Here is a 17,597-nt window from a genome sequence, read left to right as displayed (position 1 = left end):
TTTAACCTACTGTTGCTCTAACCAAGTTGTTAGTGCTTGTTTGATATCTGCCGCTACTTGCTCGATCTCTTGCTCTGCATTAATGACCAATACCGATTCATCTTGCTCAGCGATCTCTAAGTAACGTTCACGTGTACGGTCAAAGAATGAGATATCCATCTTTTCAATACGATCTAACTCGCCGCGACCACGCGCACGCTCAAGGCCAACACGTGGGTCCAAATCTAAATATAGAGTTAAATCGGGCTTGAAGTCGCCCAAAGTAGTCTCTTTCAATGACGTCATGGTCTTGCGGTCAATCTGACGACCACCACCTTGATAGGCTTGTGACGACATATCATGACGATCGCCTAATACCCACTTTCCTTCTGCGAGAGCAGGCTTAATAACATTCTCTACCAGTTGAACACGCGCTGCATACATCAATAACAGCTCGGTCATATCTTGCAGCTTCTCACCTTCATGCTCTTCTTTAACTAAAGAACGCATCTTTTCGGCAAGAACAGTGCCACCGGGCTCACGAGTATTCACGACCTCTGCAACACCAGACTCTTTGAGTGTCGCTAAGATTGCGTTAATCGCAGTGCTTTTACCTGCACCTTCTAGACCTTCTACCGTAATAAACTTCGACTGATTCATAGCTTTGTTCTTTATTTTTTCTTTCTTAATTGTTTTAAGTAAGCTCGTACTGCACGGTTGTGCTCAGCCAAACTCTTTGAAAATACGTGACCACCTGTGCCGCTTGCCACAAAGTAAAGGTAGTTACTTTGTTCTGGGTTCAAAGCCGCATTAATCGATGCTCTGCCAGCCATCGCAATCGGCGTAGGCGGTAGACCATTGATAGTGTATGTGTTGTATGGTGTTGGTGTTCTTAAATCTTTCTTACGAATGTTGCCATCATAGCTATCACCCATTCCGTAGATAACGGTTGGGTCGGTTTGCAGACGCATACGCTTGTTTAGGCGATTCACGAATACCGATGAAACACGCTCACGCTCAGAAGCAACAGCGGTCTCTTTTTCGATGATAGACGCAAGGATAAGCGCTTCATACGGTGATTTAAGAGGCAGCTTTTCAGCACGAGTCTCCCACTCTTGGTTAACCACATCCATGAGATCTTTGTGAGCACGCTTCAACAAATCTAAATCGCTGGTGCCATAGGTGTAGTGATAAGTCTCAGCGAGAAATAAACCTTCTAACTTCTTATGTTCAATACCCAGTAGCTCTGCGATCTCTTCTTCTGAGACGCCTTGTAGCGTCTGCTCAATAAATTCGTTCTGCTCTAACTGCTGACGCCACTCATCAAAGCGGCTACCTTCAACAAATGTGATCGTAAACTGGTGCTCTTTACCTTCAACCAATACTTGAAGTGCTTGGTTAAGCGTTAGTTCTGGCTCAAGCAAGAAAGTACCCGCTTTCACATCAACCAATTCTGGGTGAAGCTTACGAATCAGCTTGCTGTATGGCGACGCCGTAAACAAACCTTCATCAACCAGTTGATTCAATACACGATGGAAACTCGCACCAGGAGCAACAGTGATCACCTGTGGCTCTTCTAGCTGAATCACTTGTTTTAGGTGCGCTTCAGCTTGATTGTAAATATAGAATGCTGCTGATACTGCGATCACTAAGCATAAGACGACAAAAATAGATAACTTCTTAATCACGAGTTTAATAGTCCTTGAAGGGTACGTGTGACATGTCCAATTTCGAATTGTGTTTCTTTAATCTTGGTAACAGGCGCAACACCGAGGATCGAGTTAGTCATAAAGACCTCTTCGCCAGAAAGCAGGTGTTCTAGGTCAAAGCGACCGACGACAACCTCCGTTTGTTTACCTAATTCAAGCAGCACCTGTTTACGCATCACCCCAGCAACGCCATTAGCATTAAGCTCAGGAGTAAAAAGCTCAGAACCCTTACGCCAAAACAGGTTTGCCATCGTGGTTTCGACCACCTGACCATTGATATCTAATGCAATACCATCCATCAAGCCTAATTCATCTAGCTCAGCTTTCATGAGAATCTGTTCAAGACGATTGTTATGCTTGTGGCCGGCTAACAATGGGGATAGCCCTAGTTTTTGCTGACAAACACCGAGTTCGACGCCAGATTGCTGCCATTGACCATAATGTTCTGGATAAGCAAACGTACTAATGGTCACGACAGATGAAAACGCTCCTGACGGGCTGTAACCTCGGCCACCAGAACCACGACTCACATGCAGCTTAACGCCTCCTAACCCTTTTTCAGGTACAGAGCAAAGCGCTTTATCCAACCATAAGCTGACTTGCTCCCAATCGAGAGGAGCAATGCGCAAAGCAACGAGACAAGCATCAACTCGCTGTTGGTGATCATTGTAATATTGAATTTCACCATCGAGTGTCAGCATCGTGGTAAAACAACCATCGCCGTACTGAAACGAGCGATCGGTTATTGCGACTGTTTGTTGGCTCTCTCCATCAACCCAAAACATGCTTTTCTCCAAAAAAGAAACGGCTCAATGCTAAGCATCAAGCCGTTTAAAAACAAGTCTAATTAGTGACTATCTACGATGTTTGAGTCTTTTATAAGATGATTAAATCTTTTTGAAGATCAAACAGCCGTTTGTACCACCAAAGCCGAATGAGTTACACGCCGCATATTCCATGCCGCTAACTTCACGCGCTGTGTGTGGAACTAGGTCAATGTCTAGACCCTCTTCAGGATCGTCTAGGTTGATAGTTGGTGGAACAACTTGGTCAACCAGAGACATTGCAGTGATGATAGCTTCTGCAGAACCCGCAGCACCTAGTAAGTGACCAGTCATCGACTTAGTCGAAGAAACCAGTACTTGCTTGTAACCTGCTTCGCCAAGAGCACGCTTGATGCCTTTGATCTCTGCTACGTCACCTGCTGGAGTCGATGTACCGTGTGCGTTTACATAACCGATTTGTTCACCAGTAATGCCAGCATCACGCATCGCCGCTTCCATCGCTAGTGCACCACCTGAACCATCTTCACTTGGAGAAGTCATGTGGTAAGCGTCACCAGACATACCGAAGCCTACAAGCTCACAGTAGATCTTAGCGCCACGAGCTTTAGCGTGTTCGTACTCTTCTAGTACCATCATGCCTGCGCCATCGCCAAGAACAAAACCGTCACGGCCTTTATCCCATGGACGAGAAGCTTTTTGCGGCTCATCGTTACGTGTTGATAGTGCTTTAGCTGCACCGAAGCCACCCATACCTAGAGGCGTAGATGCTTTCTCAGCACCACCCGCTAGCATTGCGTCAGCATCGCCGTATGCAATCATACGAGCTGCGTGACCAATGTTGTGTAGGCCAGTTGTACATGCAGTAGAAATAGCGATGTTAGGACCGCGTAGACCACGCATGATAGACATGTGACCAGCAATCATGTTCACGATCGTTGACGGAACAAAGAATGGGCTAATTTTACGAGGGCCTTTTTCAGTAAGCGCTTGGTGACCAGCTTCGATCAAACCAAGACCACCGATACCAGAACCGATAGCCACACCAATACGTGGTGCGTTCTCATCAGTAACGGTTAGACCAGAATCATCAAGTGCCTGAACACCTGCTGCGACGCCGTACTGGATGAATAGATCCATTTTACGAGCATCTTTTTTAGACATGTACTCTTCGCAGTTAAAGTCTTTAACTAGACCTGCAAAACGAGTTGAGAAATTGGTTGCATCAAAGTGCTCGATATTCACGATACCACTTTGACCAGCTAGCAGGGCTTTCCAAGAAGATTCTACAGTGTTGCCTACCGGTGACAACATACCCATGCCAGTGACAACTACACGACGCTTGGACACGATTTTACACTCCGGGGATTGAAATGATTTAGGATGAGGATAGATGAGTTAGATAAAACACAGGCGGTCGAGGTGACCGCCTGGGAGAGATTATTACTGAGCGCTAGTTACGTAATCGATAGCAGCTTGAACAGTAGTAATTTTCTCAGCTTCTTCATCTGGGATTTCAGTGTCGAATTCTTCTTCTAGAGCCATTACTAGCTCAACAGTGTCTAGAGAATCAGCACCTAGGTCATCAACGAAAGAAGCTTCGTTTTTAACTTCTGCTTCGTCTACACCTAGTTGTTCAACAATGATTTTCTTTACGCGTTCTTCGAGGTTGCTCATTTTTTCTTTTCCTTTACAGAGTTCGCTTTATGCGATGTTTTCCGTAGTTTATTCAATCTATTAAAAGTTGCAAGGCCAACTTTTCTGGTCAAACCACAATTTTAGCGATTTTAACCGAAATTACGTATGATTTTGACTTAAATCATGCACAAATGTTGCACACAATTTACACCATGTACATACCGCCATTGACGTGAAGTGTTTCACCTGTGATATAAGCTGCCGCAGGCGACGCCAAAAATACCACAGCTTCAGCGATTTCGCGAGGGTCACCTAGACGACCTGCTGGTACATTCGCCAAAGTTGCTGCACGTTGGTCATCATTTAGCGTTTTTGTCATGTCTGTTTCAATAAAACCAGGTGCAACTGTGTTCACTGTCACACCACGAGAAGCAACTTCACGTGCCATAGACTTAGTGAAACCGATAACACCTGCTTTAGCTGCAGCGTAGTTTGCTTGGCCAGCGTTACCCATAGTACCAACAACAGAACCTACGTTGATAATACGGCCTTCACGCTTCTTCATCATGCCACGCAGTACAGCTTTAGACATGCGGTAGATAGGCGTTAGGTTAGTATCGATGATATCGTTCCACTCGTCATCTTTCATGCGCATAAGTAGGTTATCGCGTGTGATACCAGCATTGTTCACTAGGATATCAATCGCACCAAACTCATCGTTGATGGTTTTTAGTGTTGCAGCGATAGAATCAACATCTGTTACGTTCAGAGCAAGACCTTTACCGTTCTCACCAAGATACTCGCTGATCGCAGCAGCACCGTTTTCTGACGTTGCAGTACCGATAACTTTAGCGCCACGCTCAACTAAAAGTTCAGCGATAGCACGACCGATACCACGGCTTGCACCTGTAACTAGTGCAACTTTGCCTTCTAAATTCATCATAACTTCTCTTTATGTCGTTATTTAGCAGCTTCTAGTGATGCAGCATCATTTACTGCAGCAGCTGTCATTGTTTTAACAATACGCTTAGTTAGACCTGTTAGTACTTTACCTGGGCCTAATTCTAGTAGTTTTTCTACGCCTTGCTCGTTCATTGCTTGAACACCTTCAGTCCAACGTACTGGGCTGTAAAGTTGACGAACAAGTGCATCTTTAATCTTCGCAGGGTCTGTTTCAGCAGCCACATCAACGTTGTTGATTACAGGCAGTGCAGGTGCGTTGAACTCTAGTGCTTCTAGAGCAACTGCTAGCTTCTCAGCAGCTGGCTTCATTAGTGCACAGTGAGACGGTACAGATACCGGTAGAGGAAGTGCACGCTTAGCGCCCGCTTCTTTACATAGTGCACCAGCACGCTCTACAGCCGCTTTGTTACCAGCGATAACAACTTGGCCTGGAGAGTTGAAGTTAACTGGAGAAACCACTTCATCTTGCGCAGCTTCTTCACAAGCTTTAGCGATTGATTCGTCATCTAGACCAATGATTGCGTACATTGCACCAACGCCTGCCGGTACCGCTTCTTGCATCAATTGACCACGAAGTTCAACCAGCTTGATCGCTTCTTTGAAATCGATAACGCCTGCACATACTAATGCAGAGTACTCACCTAGGCTGTGGCCTGCTAGATTTGCAGGTTGTTCTAGGCCAAGCTCTTGCCATACACGCCAGATAGCAACAGATGCTGCAAGTAGAGCTGGTTGAGTACGGAAAGTTTCGTTTAGGTTTTCTACTGGACCTTCTTGAACTAGAGCCCATAGGTCGTAACCAAGAGCTTCAGAAGCTTCAGCGAATGTTTGTTTTACAACATCATACTGCTCGCCTAGTTCAGCAAGCATACCAACAGCTTGAGAGCCTTGGCCTGGGAATACGATAGCAAACTTGCTCATTGTAATTATCCTTTAAGCAATGCAAAAAATTGAATAAGGCACATAATTTATGTGCCTTGATTGTTCTGTCGACTTAGGGGTTAGAACTTAACCAGAGCTGAGCCCCAAGTGAAACCGCCACCAAACGCTTCAAGAAGAAGAGTCTGACCGCGCTTAATTCGTCCATCGCGAACCGCTTCATCTAACGCAGTGGGAACCGTCGCTGCCGACGTGTTGCCGTGCTTATCAAGTGTTATCACCACCTGATCAAGTGACATAGTTAGCTTTTTAGCTGTTGCAGAGATAATGCGGTAGTTAGCTTGGTGTGGCACCAGCCAATCTAGTTCCGACTTATCCATATTGTTAGCTGCCAGCGTGTCTTTTACTAGCTTAGAAAGCTGAGTCACTGCCACCTTGAAAACTTCGTTACCTGCCATGTGAAGCCACTTGTCAGCGTCGCCGCCGCGCTCAGGAACTTCAAGGCTTAGTAGCTCACCGTATTTACCATCAGAATAAATGTGAGTAGACAAAATACCTGGCTCTTCACTCGCACCCACAACAACTGCACCTGCGCCATCACCAAATAGGATGATAGTAGAACGATCAGTCGGGTCACAAGTTTTAGACAGTGCATCTGCACCGATAACCAAAACGTTCTTACACATGCCTGATTTGATGTGTTGGTCAGCCACTGATAGTGCGTAAACAAAACCAGAACATGCCGCCGCTAAGTCAAACGCTGGGCAGCCTTTAATACCAAGCTTACCTTGCACCTGACATGCAGAAGAAGGAAACGTATGGCTGCTGCTGGTCGTTGCAACAATGATCAAGTCGATATCATTTTTATCGATACCCGCCATATCAATTGCGTTTTCAGCAGCGTAGAACGCCATATCCGCTACAGTTTCATTTTCTGCAGCAATACGACGCTCTTTAATACCTGTTCTAGCAACAATCCACTCATCGCTAGTCTCTACCATTTTCTCTAGATCTGCGTTTGTACGCACCTGAGATGGCAAGTAGCTGCCAGTACCTAATATTTTGCTATACATGAAGACTAATAATGCCTCTCGAGTAAAACCGCTTCCAAACGATCGCTAATGCGGCTAGGGACTTGTCGTTTGACCTCGTGTACTGCCTCACCAATTGCGTTGACGACCGCAGATACATCAGCACTTCCATGACTTTTAATGACAATGCCGCGCAATCCTAACAAACTTGCGCCGTTATACTGGTCGGGGTTCAAGGTTTTTAATTCAGTAAATAGCTCAGAAAACAGTATTCTGGCGATCCAACCCTTTATCGTTGACGCCATGATGCGCGTTTTTAGCTTATCAATAAAGAGTTGTGCAGTGCCTTCACACGTTTTTAGGCACACATTGCCCACAAAACCATCACAAACAACCACATCTGCTGCATCTTGCAGCAGTTGATTTCCTTCAATATAGCCGATGAAATTCACAGACTGGGTGTTAGACAACATTTCCGCGCATCGTTTTACAAGGTCATTGCCTTTTATTTCTTCTGCGCCGATATTCAAAATCGCGACACGTGGTGGGCGGTTTAAATGTTGTTCTGCGAGTGCGCTTCCCATAACAGCAAATTGAAAAAGAGAGTCTGCGTCACTGGATACATTGGCACCTAGGTCCAGCATCCACGTTCTACCACCGGATGCGGTTGGCAACGCTGAGACAAGTGCTGGTCTATCTATGCCGGGAAGGAGTTTCAAACGAAAACGAGACAGAGCCATTAATGCACCGGTATTACCACCGCTGACACATGCGTCTGCTTGAGATTCAGCAACCAGATCGATTGCTTCACGCATAGAACTGCCCTGACTGTTTCGTAAGGCAAGAGAAGGCTTTTCTGAGTTTGAAATAACTCGGTCACAGTGCTGGATGCTCAAACGAGAATCAGGCTGTCGACCTAATGAGGATAATTGAGATGTGATCGCATTTCGATCACCTATGAGAATGACTTTTAGCTCTGGGAAATACGACAGTGCCTGCACGGCGGCAGGCACTGTTACACGAGGACCGAAATCCCCGCCCATTGCATCAAGCGCAACGGTTATATTTTGCAAAAGGTCAACCTTACTTGTTGATAACCTTTTTGCCGCGGTAGTAACCTTCCGCAGTCACGTTGTGACGTAGGTGAGTTTCACCTGAAGTTGCGTCTACAGAAAGTGCAGCTGTAGTTAGCGCATCGTGTGAACGACGCATGCCACGCATTGAACGTGATTTCTTGCTCTTTTGTACGGCCATTGACCCTACTCCTATGTAAATTCTTAAAGAAGCAGTTACTTCTTTAAGCTTTTTAAAACATCAAATGGATTCGGCTTCTTTTCTTCCTCAATTTCTTCAGGAAGTTCACCAAACACCAAGTTATTTGAGTTAACGCTACAGTCCGCTTCGTCGTGCATTGCTACTTGAGGCAATCCAAGGATGAACTCGTCTTCAACTAGTTGAATCAGGTCTAACTCACCGTACTCGTTCAGATCTACCAAATCGTACTCTTCCGGTGCTTCTTCTTCACTTTTCTCATTGTAGTAAGGAGTATAAGTGAATTCGACATCGCACTCATGTGCGAAAACCTCATTACAACGTTGACACTCTAAATCGACTTCGACGTTAGCTTTACCAGAGATAACGACTAATCGTTGTTCATCAAGCCCAAATGACAATGAGACTTGCGCGTCACGTTTTACGCCTTCAGTTGCTTCGCTTAAGCGCTTGAAAAGACTAGTTTGGATGATGCCATCTAAATCAAGTCGTTTTTGAGCGGTTCTAGCCGGATCAACTGTACGCGGTATTTTTACCTTTTGCATAGGGCGCGAATATTATCTTCCAAATCGAGTTTAGTCAAAGGAAATGGCAAAAAAAGTACACTTTTTTCCCTTTCCCATACAGAGCATTATGAATATCAAGATAAGTTACTATATCCTGCATTAAATGCTTCTACGAATTGTAAATTAAAATGAAAAATTACCAACTAGTTTTGGCCTCTACTTCGCCATTTAGGCAAGAGATCCTCAAAAAGCTCCATTTAGACTTTGTGACTGCTAAGCCAGACTGCGACGAAACACCAATGGCCGGAGAGTCGCTGCAACAATTAGTCATGCGTTTAGCAGAAGAAAAAGCCAAGTCTTGTCAGGTCACTTCGCCAAGCCTGATCATAGGTTCAGACCAGGTGTGCGTGATTGATGGAGAAATCATTGGTAAACCACACACCCGCGAAAAGGCCATTGAACAGCTATCACGTCAAAGCGGCAAAAGCATCACCTTTTATACCGGCCTCTCTGTTTGGAATTCCGCTACTCAAAAAGCTGACACACGTCTCGACACCTTTGAGGTTCATTTTCGCAACTTAACCACTGCACAAATCGAAAGCTACGTCGACAAAGAACAGCCTTTCTATTGTGCGGGCAGTTTTAAGAGTGAAGGACTGGGTATTGCTCTCTTTGAACGTCTTGAAGGTAAAGACCCAAATACGTTAATTGGACTACCGCTCATCGACCTGATTGATATGTTAGAAGTACAAGGGATGAATGTGCTTTAGGTCGGTCTCAAGCACTTTATAGAGATTCCCTACTCCTTCCTTCGTCGTTCTAGGGAATGACTAGGTTTGTCACTCACTCTAGAATAACAACACGATTCGACCAATATAACCGGGTTGCTTTATCACTAAAAAACCAAAGTTCGTCATCCCCAAGAGTGAGGGACGAGCGATTTGGGGATCTCTGATAACGAACACAAACAAAAAAGGTTGACGAAATTCGTCAACCTTTCTCATTTATGGGTACTGCAGAACAAATTGGGAGAACACTCTATCCCTTCGTATCTCGTATCTCGTATCTCGTATCTTACAGAATTAAAACTTACGCAGACCTGCGATTGCCTTCTCTAACTTAGCTTCCATTGGAGCCGAGATATCCATCTTCTCTTCACTGCTTGGGTGTGTGAACTTAATATTCGCGGCATGTAGGAACAGACGGTCTAAACCAACTTTACCCGTGTACGCGTCAAAGCGGCGATCACCGTAGCGATCATCCCATGCAATCGGGTGACCCGTGTACTGTGTGTGAACACGAATTTGGTGAGTACGACCAGTAATCGGGCTTGCTTGAATCAAAGTCGCGTCTTTGAACTTCTCTAACACCTTAAAGCGGGTTTCAGAAGCTTTACCATTCGGGTTTACACGAACAATGCTGTTGACTTCATTTTTAAGAAGCGGTGCATTCACCACCTTACAACTGTTCTTCCACTCGCCCATGACCAATGCAAAGTAGTACTTCTGGACCGTCTTTTCACGGAACTGAGCTTGCAGATGGCGCAGCGCCGAACGCTTTTTCGCCACCAAGAGGATGCCCGAAGTATCTCTATCAATTCGATGCACCAATTCAAGGAAGCGGGCTTCTGGTCGCAATGCGCGTAAAGCTTCGATCGCTCCGAATTTAAGGCCACTGCCACCGTGCACCGCTGTACCTGAAGGTTTATTCAAGATAAGCATGTGGTCATCTTCATAAATGATGCAATGCTCTAGCTCGGACACCTTATTAAGCTTAGTGCTTGGCACGTTCTCTTCGACTTTCTCTTCCACAGTCACTGGTGGAATGCGAACAAGATCACCGGCTTTCAGTTTGTATTCAGCTTTGATGCGCTTTTTGTTAACACGCACTTCGCCCTTACGTACGATTCGATAAATCATACTTTTCGGGATGTTTTTTAATTGGTTACGTAAGAAGTTATCAATACGTTGACCAGCCATATCTTCATCGATGTCGACAAATTGGACTTTGGTTCTAATTTCGCTCATGCGGTTAGTGTATCACTGTCAAATTTGATAATTGAGAGTTAATTGCATTTTTCGGCGCGATTATACCCAAAAGGAGGCGTGAAACTTCTATATTTGTTTGATTCTTCGAACAAAAAACAATCAAGACTGCCGCAAAATTAAATATCATTTGATAAATTATTGATAGACAGTGAGTTAGAGCTATCAAAACCCAAACAAAAACCGTTTTTTTTCGCGCATTCTGATAAAGCAGATTGCTGTGATTAGCGACCACTGCTATAGTTCACAGCTGCTATCTATGGTTTGACTACTATTTAAACAGCCAACCATTCACAAGCAAGTAAATGAGTAGATGACTCAGTCAAAACCGTGCTGCATTGGCGTAAGACACCGTTAACTGAGTTCCTTGTCGCTCTACTCACGTACGCTCATGTTGAGTATTCACCGCCACATCGCGGATCATAGTTCACTATCTATGATGACTGACGTGCCCCAAGAGCATCCCTTCCAGCCGGGAGGCTGCACCGATAAAGCCATGGGATCAGGCACCATGAGAAACGAAATCAAGCGACAAGAACAATGATGAAAATAAGAAAAGACAATGAGTATTTCTAAATGAAAAGAATGTTAATTAACGCAACTCAAAAAGAAGAGTTGCGTGTCGCTTTGGTTGATGGCCAGCGACTTTTCGATCTTGATATCGAAAGTCCAGGTCACGAATCAAAAAAAGCGAATATCTACAAAGGACGTATCACTCGTATTGAACCAAGCCTAGAAGCGGCATTTGTTGACTACGGCGCAGAACGTCACGGTTTCCTCCCTCTTAAAGAAATTGCCCGCGAATACTTCCCTGAAGGTTACACATACCAAGGTCGTCCAAGCATCAAAGAAGTGCTAAAGGAAGGCCAGGAAGTTATCGTACAAGTTGAGAAAGAAGAACGTGGTAGCAAAGGTGCTGCACTGACTACTTTCATCTCTTTGGCGGGTAGCTACTTAGTTCTTATGCCAAACAACCCTCGTGCAGGCGGTATCTCTCGCCGTATCGAAGGTGACGAGCGTACTCAACTAAAAGCAGCTTTAAGCACACTTGAGCTTCCTCAAGGCATGGGTTTAATCGTTCGTACTGCTGGCGTTGGCAAAAGCGCAGAAGAGCTTGAGTGGGACTTAAACGTACTACTTAATCACTGGGCTGCTATCAAGCAGGCTTCGGATTCAAACGCAGCACCTTTCCTTATCCACCAAGAAAGTAACGTAATTGTTCGTGCAATTCGCGACTACTTGCGTCGTGATATTGGTGAAATTCTTATCGATAGCAACACTATTTTTGAGCGTGCACAAGCGCACATTCAACTAGTGCGCCCAGACTTTATCAGTCGCGTTAAGAAGTACGACGGTGAAGTTCCTCTATTTAGCCACTACCAGATCGAAAGCCAAATTGAATCTGCTTTCCAACGTGAAGTTCGCCTTCCGTCGGGTGGTTCAATCGTTATCGACCCAACAGAAGCTCTAACTTCTATCGATATCAACTCTGCTCGTGCAACGAAAGGCGGTGATATTGAAGAAACAGCTCTGAACACAAACCTAGAAGCCGCAGATGAAATTGCTCGTCAACTTCGTCTACGTGACCTAGGTGGTCTAGTAGTTATCGACTTCATCGATATGACGCCTGTTCGTCATCAACGCGAAGTAGAAAGCCGTCTACGTGATGCAGTTCGTCTAGATCGTGCACGTGTTCAAATCGGTCGTATTTCTCGATTCGGTCTTCTTGAGATGTCTCGTCAACGTCTAAGCCCTTCTCTAGCAGAAGCAAGCCACCACATCTGTCCTCGCTGTACAGGTACTGGTGTTGTACGTGACAATGAATCTCTAGCACTTTCAGTTCTTCGTCTAATCGAAGAGGAAGCGCTAAAAGACAACACAGCACAAGTGCTTGCAGTTGTACCTGTGCCAATCGCTTCTTACCTATTGAACGAGAAGCGTCGCTCTGTAAACCACATTGAGCGTACTCAAGAAGTTAAGATCACTGTTGTACCTAACTCTGATATGGAAACTCCGCACTTCGAAGTTATCCGTGTTCGTGAAGGTGAAGAGTTCGATCTACTTTCTTACCTACTTCCTAAGAAGCTAGACGCTCTGAAAGAAGCAGAAAGCAAAGAGCCAGCAGAACAGACGATTCGTCCTAAGAAGATCGAAGAGCCTGCACTGAAAGGCTTTGCTGCTCCTGCTCAATCTGCGCCAGCTCCAGCGCCAAAAGCAGCAGCTGCAAAAGTAGAAGAGAAGAAAGAAGAGCCAACGGCACAAGAATCAGGCCTAATCAGCCGCTTCTTCAAAGCTATTGGCAGCTTCCTATTCGGTGGCTCTTCATCTCAAGAAGAGAAACAAGAAGAGAAGCAAGAAGAGAAACCTAAGAACAATCGCAACAATGGCAACCGTCAACGTCGCGATCGCAATGACAATCGTCGTCGCAACCAGCGTGGTGATCGTAACGAGAACCGCGACAATAAGCGCCGTCGTAAGCCAGCTCGCGATGAGAAGCCTGAAGAGCAAAAAGAAAATGCAACTCAGCAGCCTCGTCAAAACCGTAAGCCTAAGCAAGACCGCCGCAATAAGCAGCGTGACGAGCAAAAGCAACAACGCGAAGAGCAAGTATCATCTAAGGTTGCAGAACAAGGTCAACAGCTAGCAGCTGATGCTCAAGCTTCCAAACCTGAAGGTCAAAAGCAGAAGTCTGAAGCGAAAGCTGCAAAAGTTAAAGAGCGTCGTCAACGTCGTAAACTGAACAAGCAGATCCGCGTTAAAGACCAGCAAGCTCAAGCAGAAAACAACTCTGCGAAAGAGCAAGTTGCAGCTAAAGATAAGTCTGTTGCTCAAGAGCAAAAGGTAGCGGAACAAGTAGAAGCTAACCAAGCGAACGCTGAACAAACAGAACAGGAAGAGCCGAAGCAACGTCGTAACCGTCGTTCTCCACGTCACCTACGTGCAAGTGGTCAACGTCGTCGTCGCGGTCGTGACCGTCGCCCTAACCCATTCCGCCTACGTAAAGGTGGTGTAGCCTCTCCTGAGATGGCGATGGGTAAAGTGATGCCTCGTTTCGTGCCTAAACCGCACCACAAACAAGCAAAACCTGAAGCTGCTAAAGCAGAAGCGCAAGTACAACAATCAACTGAACTAGAAGCTGTTCAAAACAATGTTGTGATTGCTGGTGGTTTTGCATGTCCTGAAATGGCAATGGGTAAAGTGATTATCCGCCGTGAAGAGCCTGTGATTGAAGCGAAAGCTGAAGAAGTGGTAGCACAGCCTGCAGTTGAAGCACCTGTTGTTGAGACACCTGTAGCTGAAGCGCCTGTAGCAGCACCAGTTGTTGAAGAGGCTCCAGTAGTAGACGCACCTGTTGTTGAAGAATCAGTTAAAGCTGAAGAAACGGTTGAAGCAAAAGCTGAAGAGACTGTAGCTGAAACTCCAGTTGTTGAAGCACCAATCACTGAGGCTAAACCAGTTGAAGCAGCACCTGTGACTGAAGAGAAACCTTCAGTAGAAGCGAAGAAACAAGCTAGCTCGCCAATGACGAAAGCTCCTGGTCCACAAGAGATCAAAGAGATTGAAGTTGTTGCAGCACCATTCCGTAGCGAACGTTACGTATCGAAGGGTGCAGGTAGTCAGGTTGCTTCGAACCAAGCGGGTTCTGGTATGACTAAGCCAAACTACTAAGCATTTACTGTTGTAAATTCTTAAGTAAATAGAATCAAAGGCTGCTTATTATAAGCAGCCTTTTTCACATGCGTTATCGGAATAACGATTAATAGATATATTACTCAAAGTTAGGTTCAACCTTGAACTTAATCACATTTTTGGGTAGGATTCGCGCACTTATCTTTTTCGACACTTAGCTATTGCCGCTCTTTTATACACCTGTTTAGCTCCGCAATATGTTCGTGTCGGTAAATCCATTTAAAGCATAGCTGAGCACACATGTTCGAATTCCCACAATTTTCAAAGCACTCTGTAAAGAATGACGTTCTTTCAGGTCTTACTGTAGCACTTGCTCTAGTACCTGAAGCCGTTGCATTCGCCTTTGTTGCTGGTGTTGACCCAATGGTTGGCCTATACGCAGCATTCATCGTCGGTCTTATCACTTCTATCTTCGGCGGTCGTCCTGGCATGATCTCTGGTGCAACAGGCGCAATGGCCGTTGTAATGGTTAGCCTAGTTGCGACTCACGGTGTTCAATACCTCTTTGCCGCTATCATGCTAGCGGGTCTTCTACAGATAGCTGCGGGTCTATTCAAGCTCGGTAAATTTATTCGTATCGTTCCACACCCAGTAATGATTGGTTTTGTGAACGGTTTGGCGATTGTTATCTTCCTTGCTCAACTGGGTCAATTTAAAGCACCAGACATCACTGGCGCGCTAACTTGGCTTCCAACAGACCAAATGACACTTATGCTTGGTCTGGTAGCTCTAACTATGGCTATCATCCACTTCCTACCTAAGTTTACGACTGCAGTGCCTTCGTCACTGGTTGCTATCGTGACAGTGACGGCGCTAGTGGTTGGTTTAGATCTAGAAACACGTACAGTAGTTGACTTCCTACGTACTATGTCTGGTGACGATGCTGCAACGCTTGCAGGCTCTCTACCAACATTCTCGATTCCAGCAGTGCCATTTAACCTAGAAACGATTTACATCATCTTGCCTTACGCAGTAATTCTGGCGGCAATTGGTCTAATTGAATCGCTACTGACTCTGACAGTGCTTGATGAAATGACAAACACTCGTGGCCAATCAAACCGTGAGTGTGTTGGTCAAGGCATGGCTAACGTAACGTGTTCAGTATTTGGCGCGATGGGTGGTTGTGCGATGATTGGTCAATCGATGATCAACGTAAACTCTGGTGGTCGTGGTCGTCTATCAGGTATCGTTGCTGCAGTTGCACTACTGATGTTCATCCTATTTGCATCGTCGCTAATTGAAATGATTCCTCTAGCAGCACTTGTGGGCGTAATGTTCATGGTTGTTATCGGTACATTCGAATGGGCAACGTTCAAGCTTGCGCGCCGCGTACCAAAACAAGACTTCTTTGTTATCGTTCTAGTAACGGTTGTTACTGTAATGACTGACCTTGCAGTTGCTGTATTTGTTGGTGTTATCGCTTCTGCGCTAATGTTTGCTTGGCAGCACGCTAAGCACATCTACGCAGATACTTGCATCAACGAAGAAGGCTCAAAAGAGTACAAAGTAAATGGCCCGATCTTCTTCGGTTCTACAGCGAACTTCCTAGAGCTATTTAACGCTCAAGAAGATCCTCAAGACGTTATCGTAGACTTCGCAAACTCTCGTGTAACTGACCATTCAGCAATCGAAGCGATCGATACTATTGCTGAGCGTTACGCAGCACAGGGTAAAACACTGCACCTACGTCACCTAAGCCAAGACTGTGTTGCTATGCTGCACAAAGCAGGTAGCTTGGTTGAAGCAAACGTTGCAGAAGACCCAATCTACAAGGTTATGTCTAAGTAATAGCTGATGGCTTTACATAGATAAGAATAAAAAATGCCGACGATAAACGTCGGCATTTTTGTATCGGCTTACTAAAGCGGAATACGCTCTTGCTAAAGAGATTTCAGTATCGCTTCACTCGACTCTTCAATTAAATCGAGAACCAGCTCAAAGCCATCCCCCTCTCCATAGTAAGGATCAGGAATTTCCTCATAACTCGATTCACCATAGCTTAGAAACAGAGCCAATTTATACTGTAAGTGAGCCGGACATTGAGATTCTAAGTCAGCTAAGTTTGCTCTATCTGCAGCTAAAATTAGGTCGAACGTATCAAAATCTTGTGCCACTACTTTGCGAGAGCGAATTCCTTTAAAGCTGTAGCCCCTAGCCTCACCTGCCGCTTTAGAACGTGGATCAGGTGGGTTTCCTTGGTGATAGCCGATTGTACCAGCGGAGTCTACTTCAACCTCGATCCCCATAGACTTGGCCTTGGCTCGCAATATCGCTTCACCTGTTGGAGAGCGACAGATATTCCCCATACAGACTACCAGTATCTTTTTCATCCCTAATCACCTGTTCTTTCGATGGTTTTTGATAGTGTTAACTTAAGCTATGATAGTACTAATCACAAATTATAAGGAAGAGTTATGTCGACTGAAGACAACAAAGAACAGCGCCATAAGGCCCGCCAACAGAAAGTTAAAGAACAAGTTGATGCTCGTGTTGCCGCTGCTCAGGAAGTTAAAGGCCTACTGCTTGTTATTACAGGTAATGGTAAAGGCAAGTCAACTTCAGGCTTTGGTACCATTACTCGTGCTGTTGGTCACGGTAAGAAATGTGCTGTTGCTCAATTCGTTAAAGGAACCTGGGACAACGGTGAAAAGAACGTACTTGAGAAACTCGATGTTGAATTTCAGGTGATGGGCACGGGCTTCACTTGGGAAACGCAAAACAAAGCCAAAGATATCGAAGCTGCACAGCGTGTTTGGACTGAGTGTAAGCGCATGCTTGCTGACGAGTCATTGGATGTGATTCTGTTTGATGAGCTAACGTACATGGTTAGTTACGGTTACATTGAACTTGATGAGGTTGTTGAAGCGCTAAACAACCGACCAAAGATGCAATCAGTGATCATTACAGGTCGTGGCGCCCACCGCACACTGACTGAAATGGCAGATACTGTTTCAGAGGTACGTAATGTCAAACATGCTTTTGAATCAGGGGTTAAAGCTCTGCAAGGTGTGGATTGGTAATAACCCTCGAACAGGGATCCTCGACTCAGGCAAATAACGGCTTTGGCCGTGTTACCTCCTATAACAAAGGGCGAACGTCTTAG

General features: G+C 45.3%; 17 protein-coding genes. 4 read left to right on the top strand and 13 right to left on the bottom strand.

Annotated features, from left to right (window positions below; translation table 11 throughout):
* Window positions 1-6 precede the first annotated feature (6 nt).
* From tmk to yceD, 11 genes are all read right to left on the bottom strand, one after another.
* Entirely contained in the window at window positions 7-639 is a 633-nt protein-coding gene (tmk, locus tag VFDL14_RS07885) for a dTMP kinase (RefSeq protein WP_032552040.1), read from the bottom strand.
* Window positions 640-650: 11 nt separating this feature from the next.
* A complete protein-coding gene (gene mltG / locus VFDL14_RS07890) occupies window positions 651-1,667 on the bottom strand; it encodes an endolytic transglycosylase MltG (RefSeq protein WP_032552039.1) in 1,017 nt (338 codons plus the stop codon).
* A complete protein-coding gene (pabC, locus tag VFDL14_RS07895) occupies window positions 1,664-2,473 on the bottom strand; it encodes an aminodeoxychorismate lyase (protein ID WP_032552038.1) in 810 nt (269 codons plus the stop codon). Before pabC ends, mltG begins: the two co-directional genes overlap by 4 nt.
* Window positions 2,474-2,575: 102 nt before the next feature.
* Complete coding sequence (fabF, locus tag VFDL14_RS07900) at window positions 2,576-3,820, bottom strand: beta-ketoacyl-ACP synthase II (protein ID WP_032552037.1); 1,245 nt, start codon at window positions 3,818-3,820, stop codon at window positions 2,576-2,578.
* A gap of 93 nt (window positions 3,821-3,913) precedes the next feature.
* Window positions 3,914-4,147 (bottom strand): acyl carrier protein, encoded by a 234-nt coding sequence (acpP, locus tag VFDL14_RS07905; protein WP_004737381.1) that lies wholly within the window; start codon window positions 4,145-4,147, stop codon window positions 3,914-3,916.
* A 166-nt stretch (window positions 4,148-4,313) separates the two neighbouring features.
* Window positions 4,314-5,048, bottom strand: a complete 735-nt coding sequence (fabG, locus tag VFDL14_RS07910; RefSeq protein ID WP_032552226.1) for a 3-oxoacyl-ACP reductase FabG — start codon at window positions 5,046-5,048, stop codon at window positions 4,314-4,316.
* A gap of 20 nt (window positions 5,049-5,068) precedes the next feature.
* On the bottom strand, window positions 5,069-5,992 hold the full coding sequence (fabD, locus tag VFDL14_RS07915; RefSeq protein ID WP_032552036.1) for an ACP S-malonyltransferase: 924 nt from the start codon (window positions 5,990-5,992) through the stop codon (window positions 5,069-5,071).
* A gap of 80 nt (window positions 5,993-6,072) precedes the next feature.
* Window positions 6,073-7,023 (bottom strand): beta-ketoacyl-ACP synthase III, encoded by a 951-nt coding sequence (locus tag VFDL14_RS07920; RefSeq protein WP_032552035.1) that lies wholly within the window; start codon window positions 7,021-7,023, stop codon window positions 6,073-6,075.
* A gap of 5 nt (window positions 7,024-7,028) precedes the next feature.
* Window positions 7,029-8,054: a phosphate acyltransferase PlsX gene (gene plsX, locus VFDL14_RS07925; protein WP_032552034.1), complete on the bottom strand. Its 1,026-nt coding sequence runs from the start codon at window positions 8,052-8,054 to the stop codon at window positions 7,029-7,031.
* 10 nt (window positions 8,055-8,064) lie between these two features.
* Window positions 8,065-8,235: a 50S ribosomal protein L32 gene (gene rpmF, locus VFDL14_RS07930; protein ID WP_004414666.1), complete on the bottom strand. Its 171-nt coding sequence runs from the start codon at window positions 8,233-8,235 to the stop codon at window positions 8,065-8,067.
* 35 nt (window positions 8,236-8,270) lie between these two features.
* Window positions 8,271-8,798, bottom strand: a complete 528-nt coding sequence (yceD, locus tag VFDL14_RS07935; RefSeq protein WP_032552033.1) for a 23S rRNA accumulation protein YceD — start codon at window positions 8,796-8,798, stop codon at window positions 8,271-8,273.
* A gap of 149 nt (window positions 8,799-8,947) precedes the next feature.
* Here yceD and VFDL14_RS07940 point away from each other — a divergent pair, with 149 nt between their 5' ends.
* Complete coding sequence (locus tag VFDL14_RS07940) at window positions 8,948-9,529, top strand: Maf family protein (protein ID WP_032552032.1); 582 nt, start codon at window positions 8,948-8,950, stop codon at window positions 9,527-9,529.
* A 312-nt stretch (window positions 9,530-9,841) separates the two neighbouring features.
* Here VFDL14_RS07940 and rluC read toward each other — a convergent pair whose 3' ends face one another.
* The gene (rluC, locus tag VFDL14_RS07945; protein WP_032552031.1) at window positions 9,842-10,786 is read right to left on the bottom strand and encodes a 23S rRNA pseudouridine(955/2504/2580) synthase RluC; all 945 of its coding nucleotides are present in this window, start codon (window positions 10,784-10,786) and stop codon (window positions 9,842-9,844) included.
* A gap of 594 nt (window positions 10,787-11,380) precedes the next feature.
* Between rluC and rne the strand changes: the two genes are divergently transcribed.
* Both rne and VFDL14_RS07955 read left to right on the top strand, forming a co-directional pair.
* Window positions 11,381-14,473 carry a ribonuclease E gene (gene rne, locus VFDL14_RS07950; protein WP_032552030.1) on the top strand — a complete coding sequence of 1,031 codons (3,093 nt, stop codon included), beginning with the start codon at window positions 11,381-11,383 and terminating at the stop codon, window positions 14,471-14,473.
* Between the two features lie 261 nt (window positions 14,474-14,734).
* A complete protein-coding gene (locus VFDL14_RS07955) occupies window positions 14,735-16,282 on the top strand; it encodes a SulP family inorganic anion transporter (protein WP_032552029.1) in 1,548 nt (515 codons plus the stop codon).
* Between the two features lie 92 nt (window positions 16,283-16,374).
* Here the strand turns inward: VFDL14_RS07955 and VFDL14_RS07960 are convergent, their stop codons facing one another.
* Window positions 16,375-16,824, bottom strand: coding sequence for a low molecular weight protein-tyrosine-phosphatase (locus VFDL14_RS07960; RefSeq protein ID WP_032552028.1), 450 nt, complete (start codon window positions 16,822-16,824; stop codon window positions 16,375-16,377).
* Between the two features lie 84 nt (window positions 16,825-16,908).
* On the opposite strand from VFDL14_RS07960, the gene cobO reads away from it, so the two are divergent.
* Entirely contained in the window at window positions 16,909-17,514 is a 606-nt protein-coding gene (gene cobO / locus VFDL14_RS07965) for a cob(I)yrinic acid a,c-diamide adenosyltransferase (RefSeq protein WP_032552027.1), read from the top strand.
* Window positions 17,515-17,597 lie beyond the last annotated feature (83 nt).

Origin of the sequence: Vibrio fortis, from assembly GCF_000695685.1 — a bacterium.
Taxonomy (GTDB): Bacteria; Pseudomonadota; Gammaproteobacteria; order Enterobacterales; family Vibrionaceae; genus Vibrio; species Vibrio fortis_A.
This window is presented reverse-complemented; position numbering and strand designations above follow the sequence as displayed.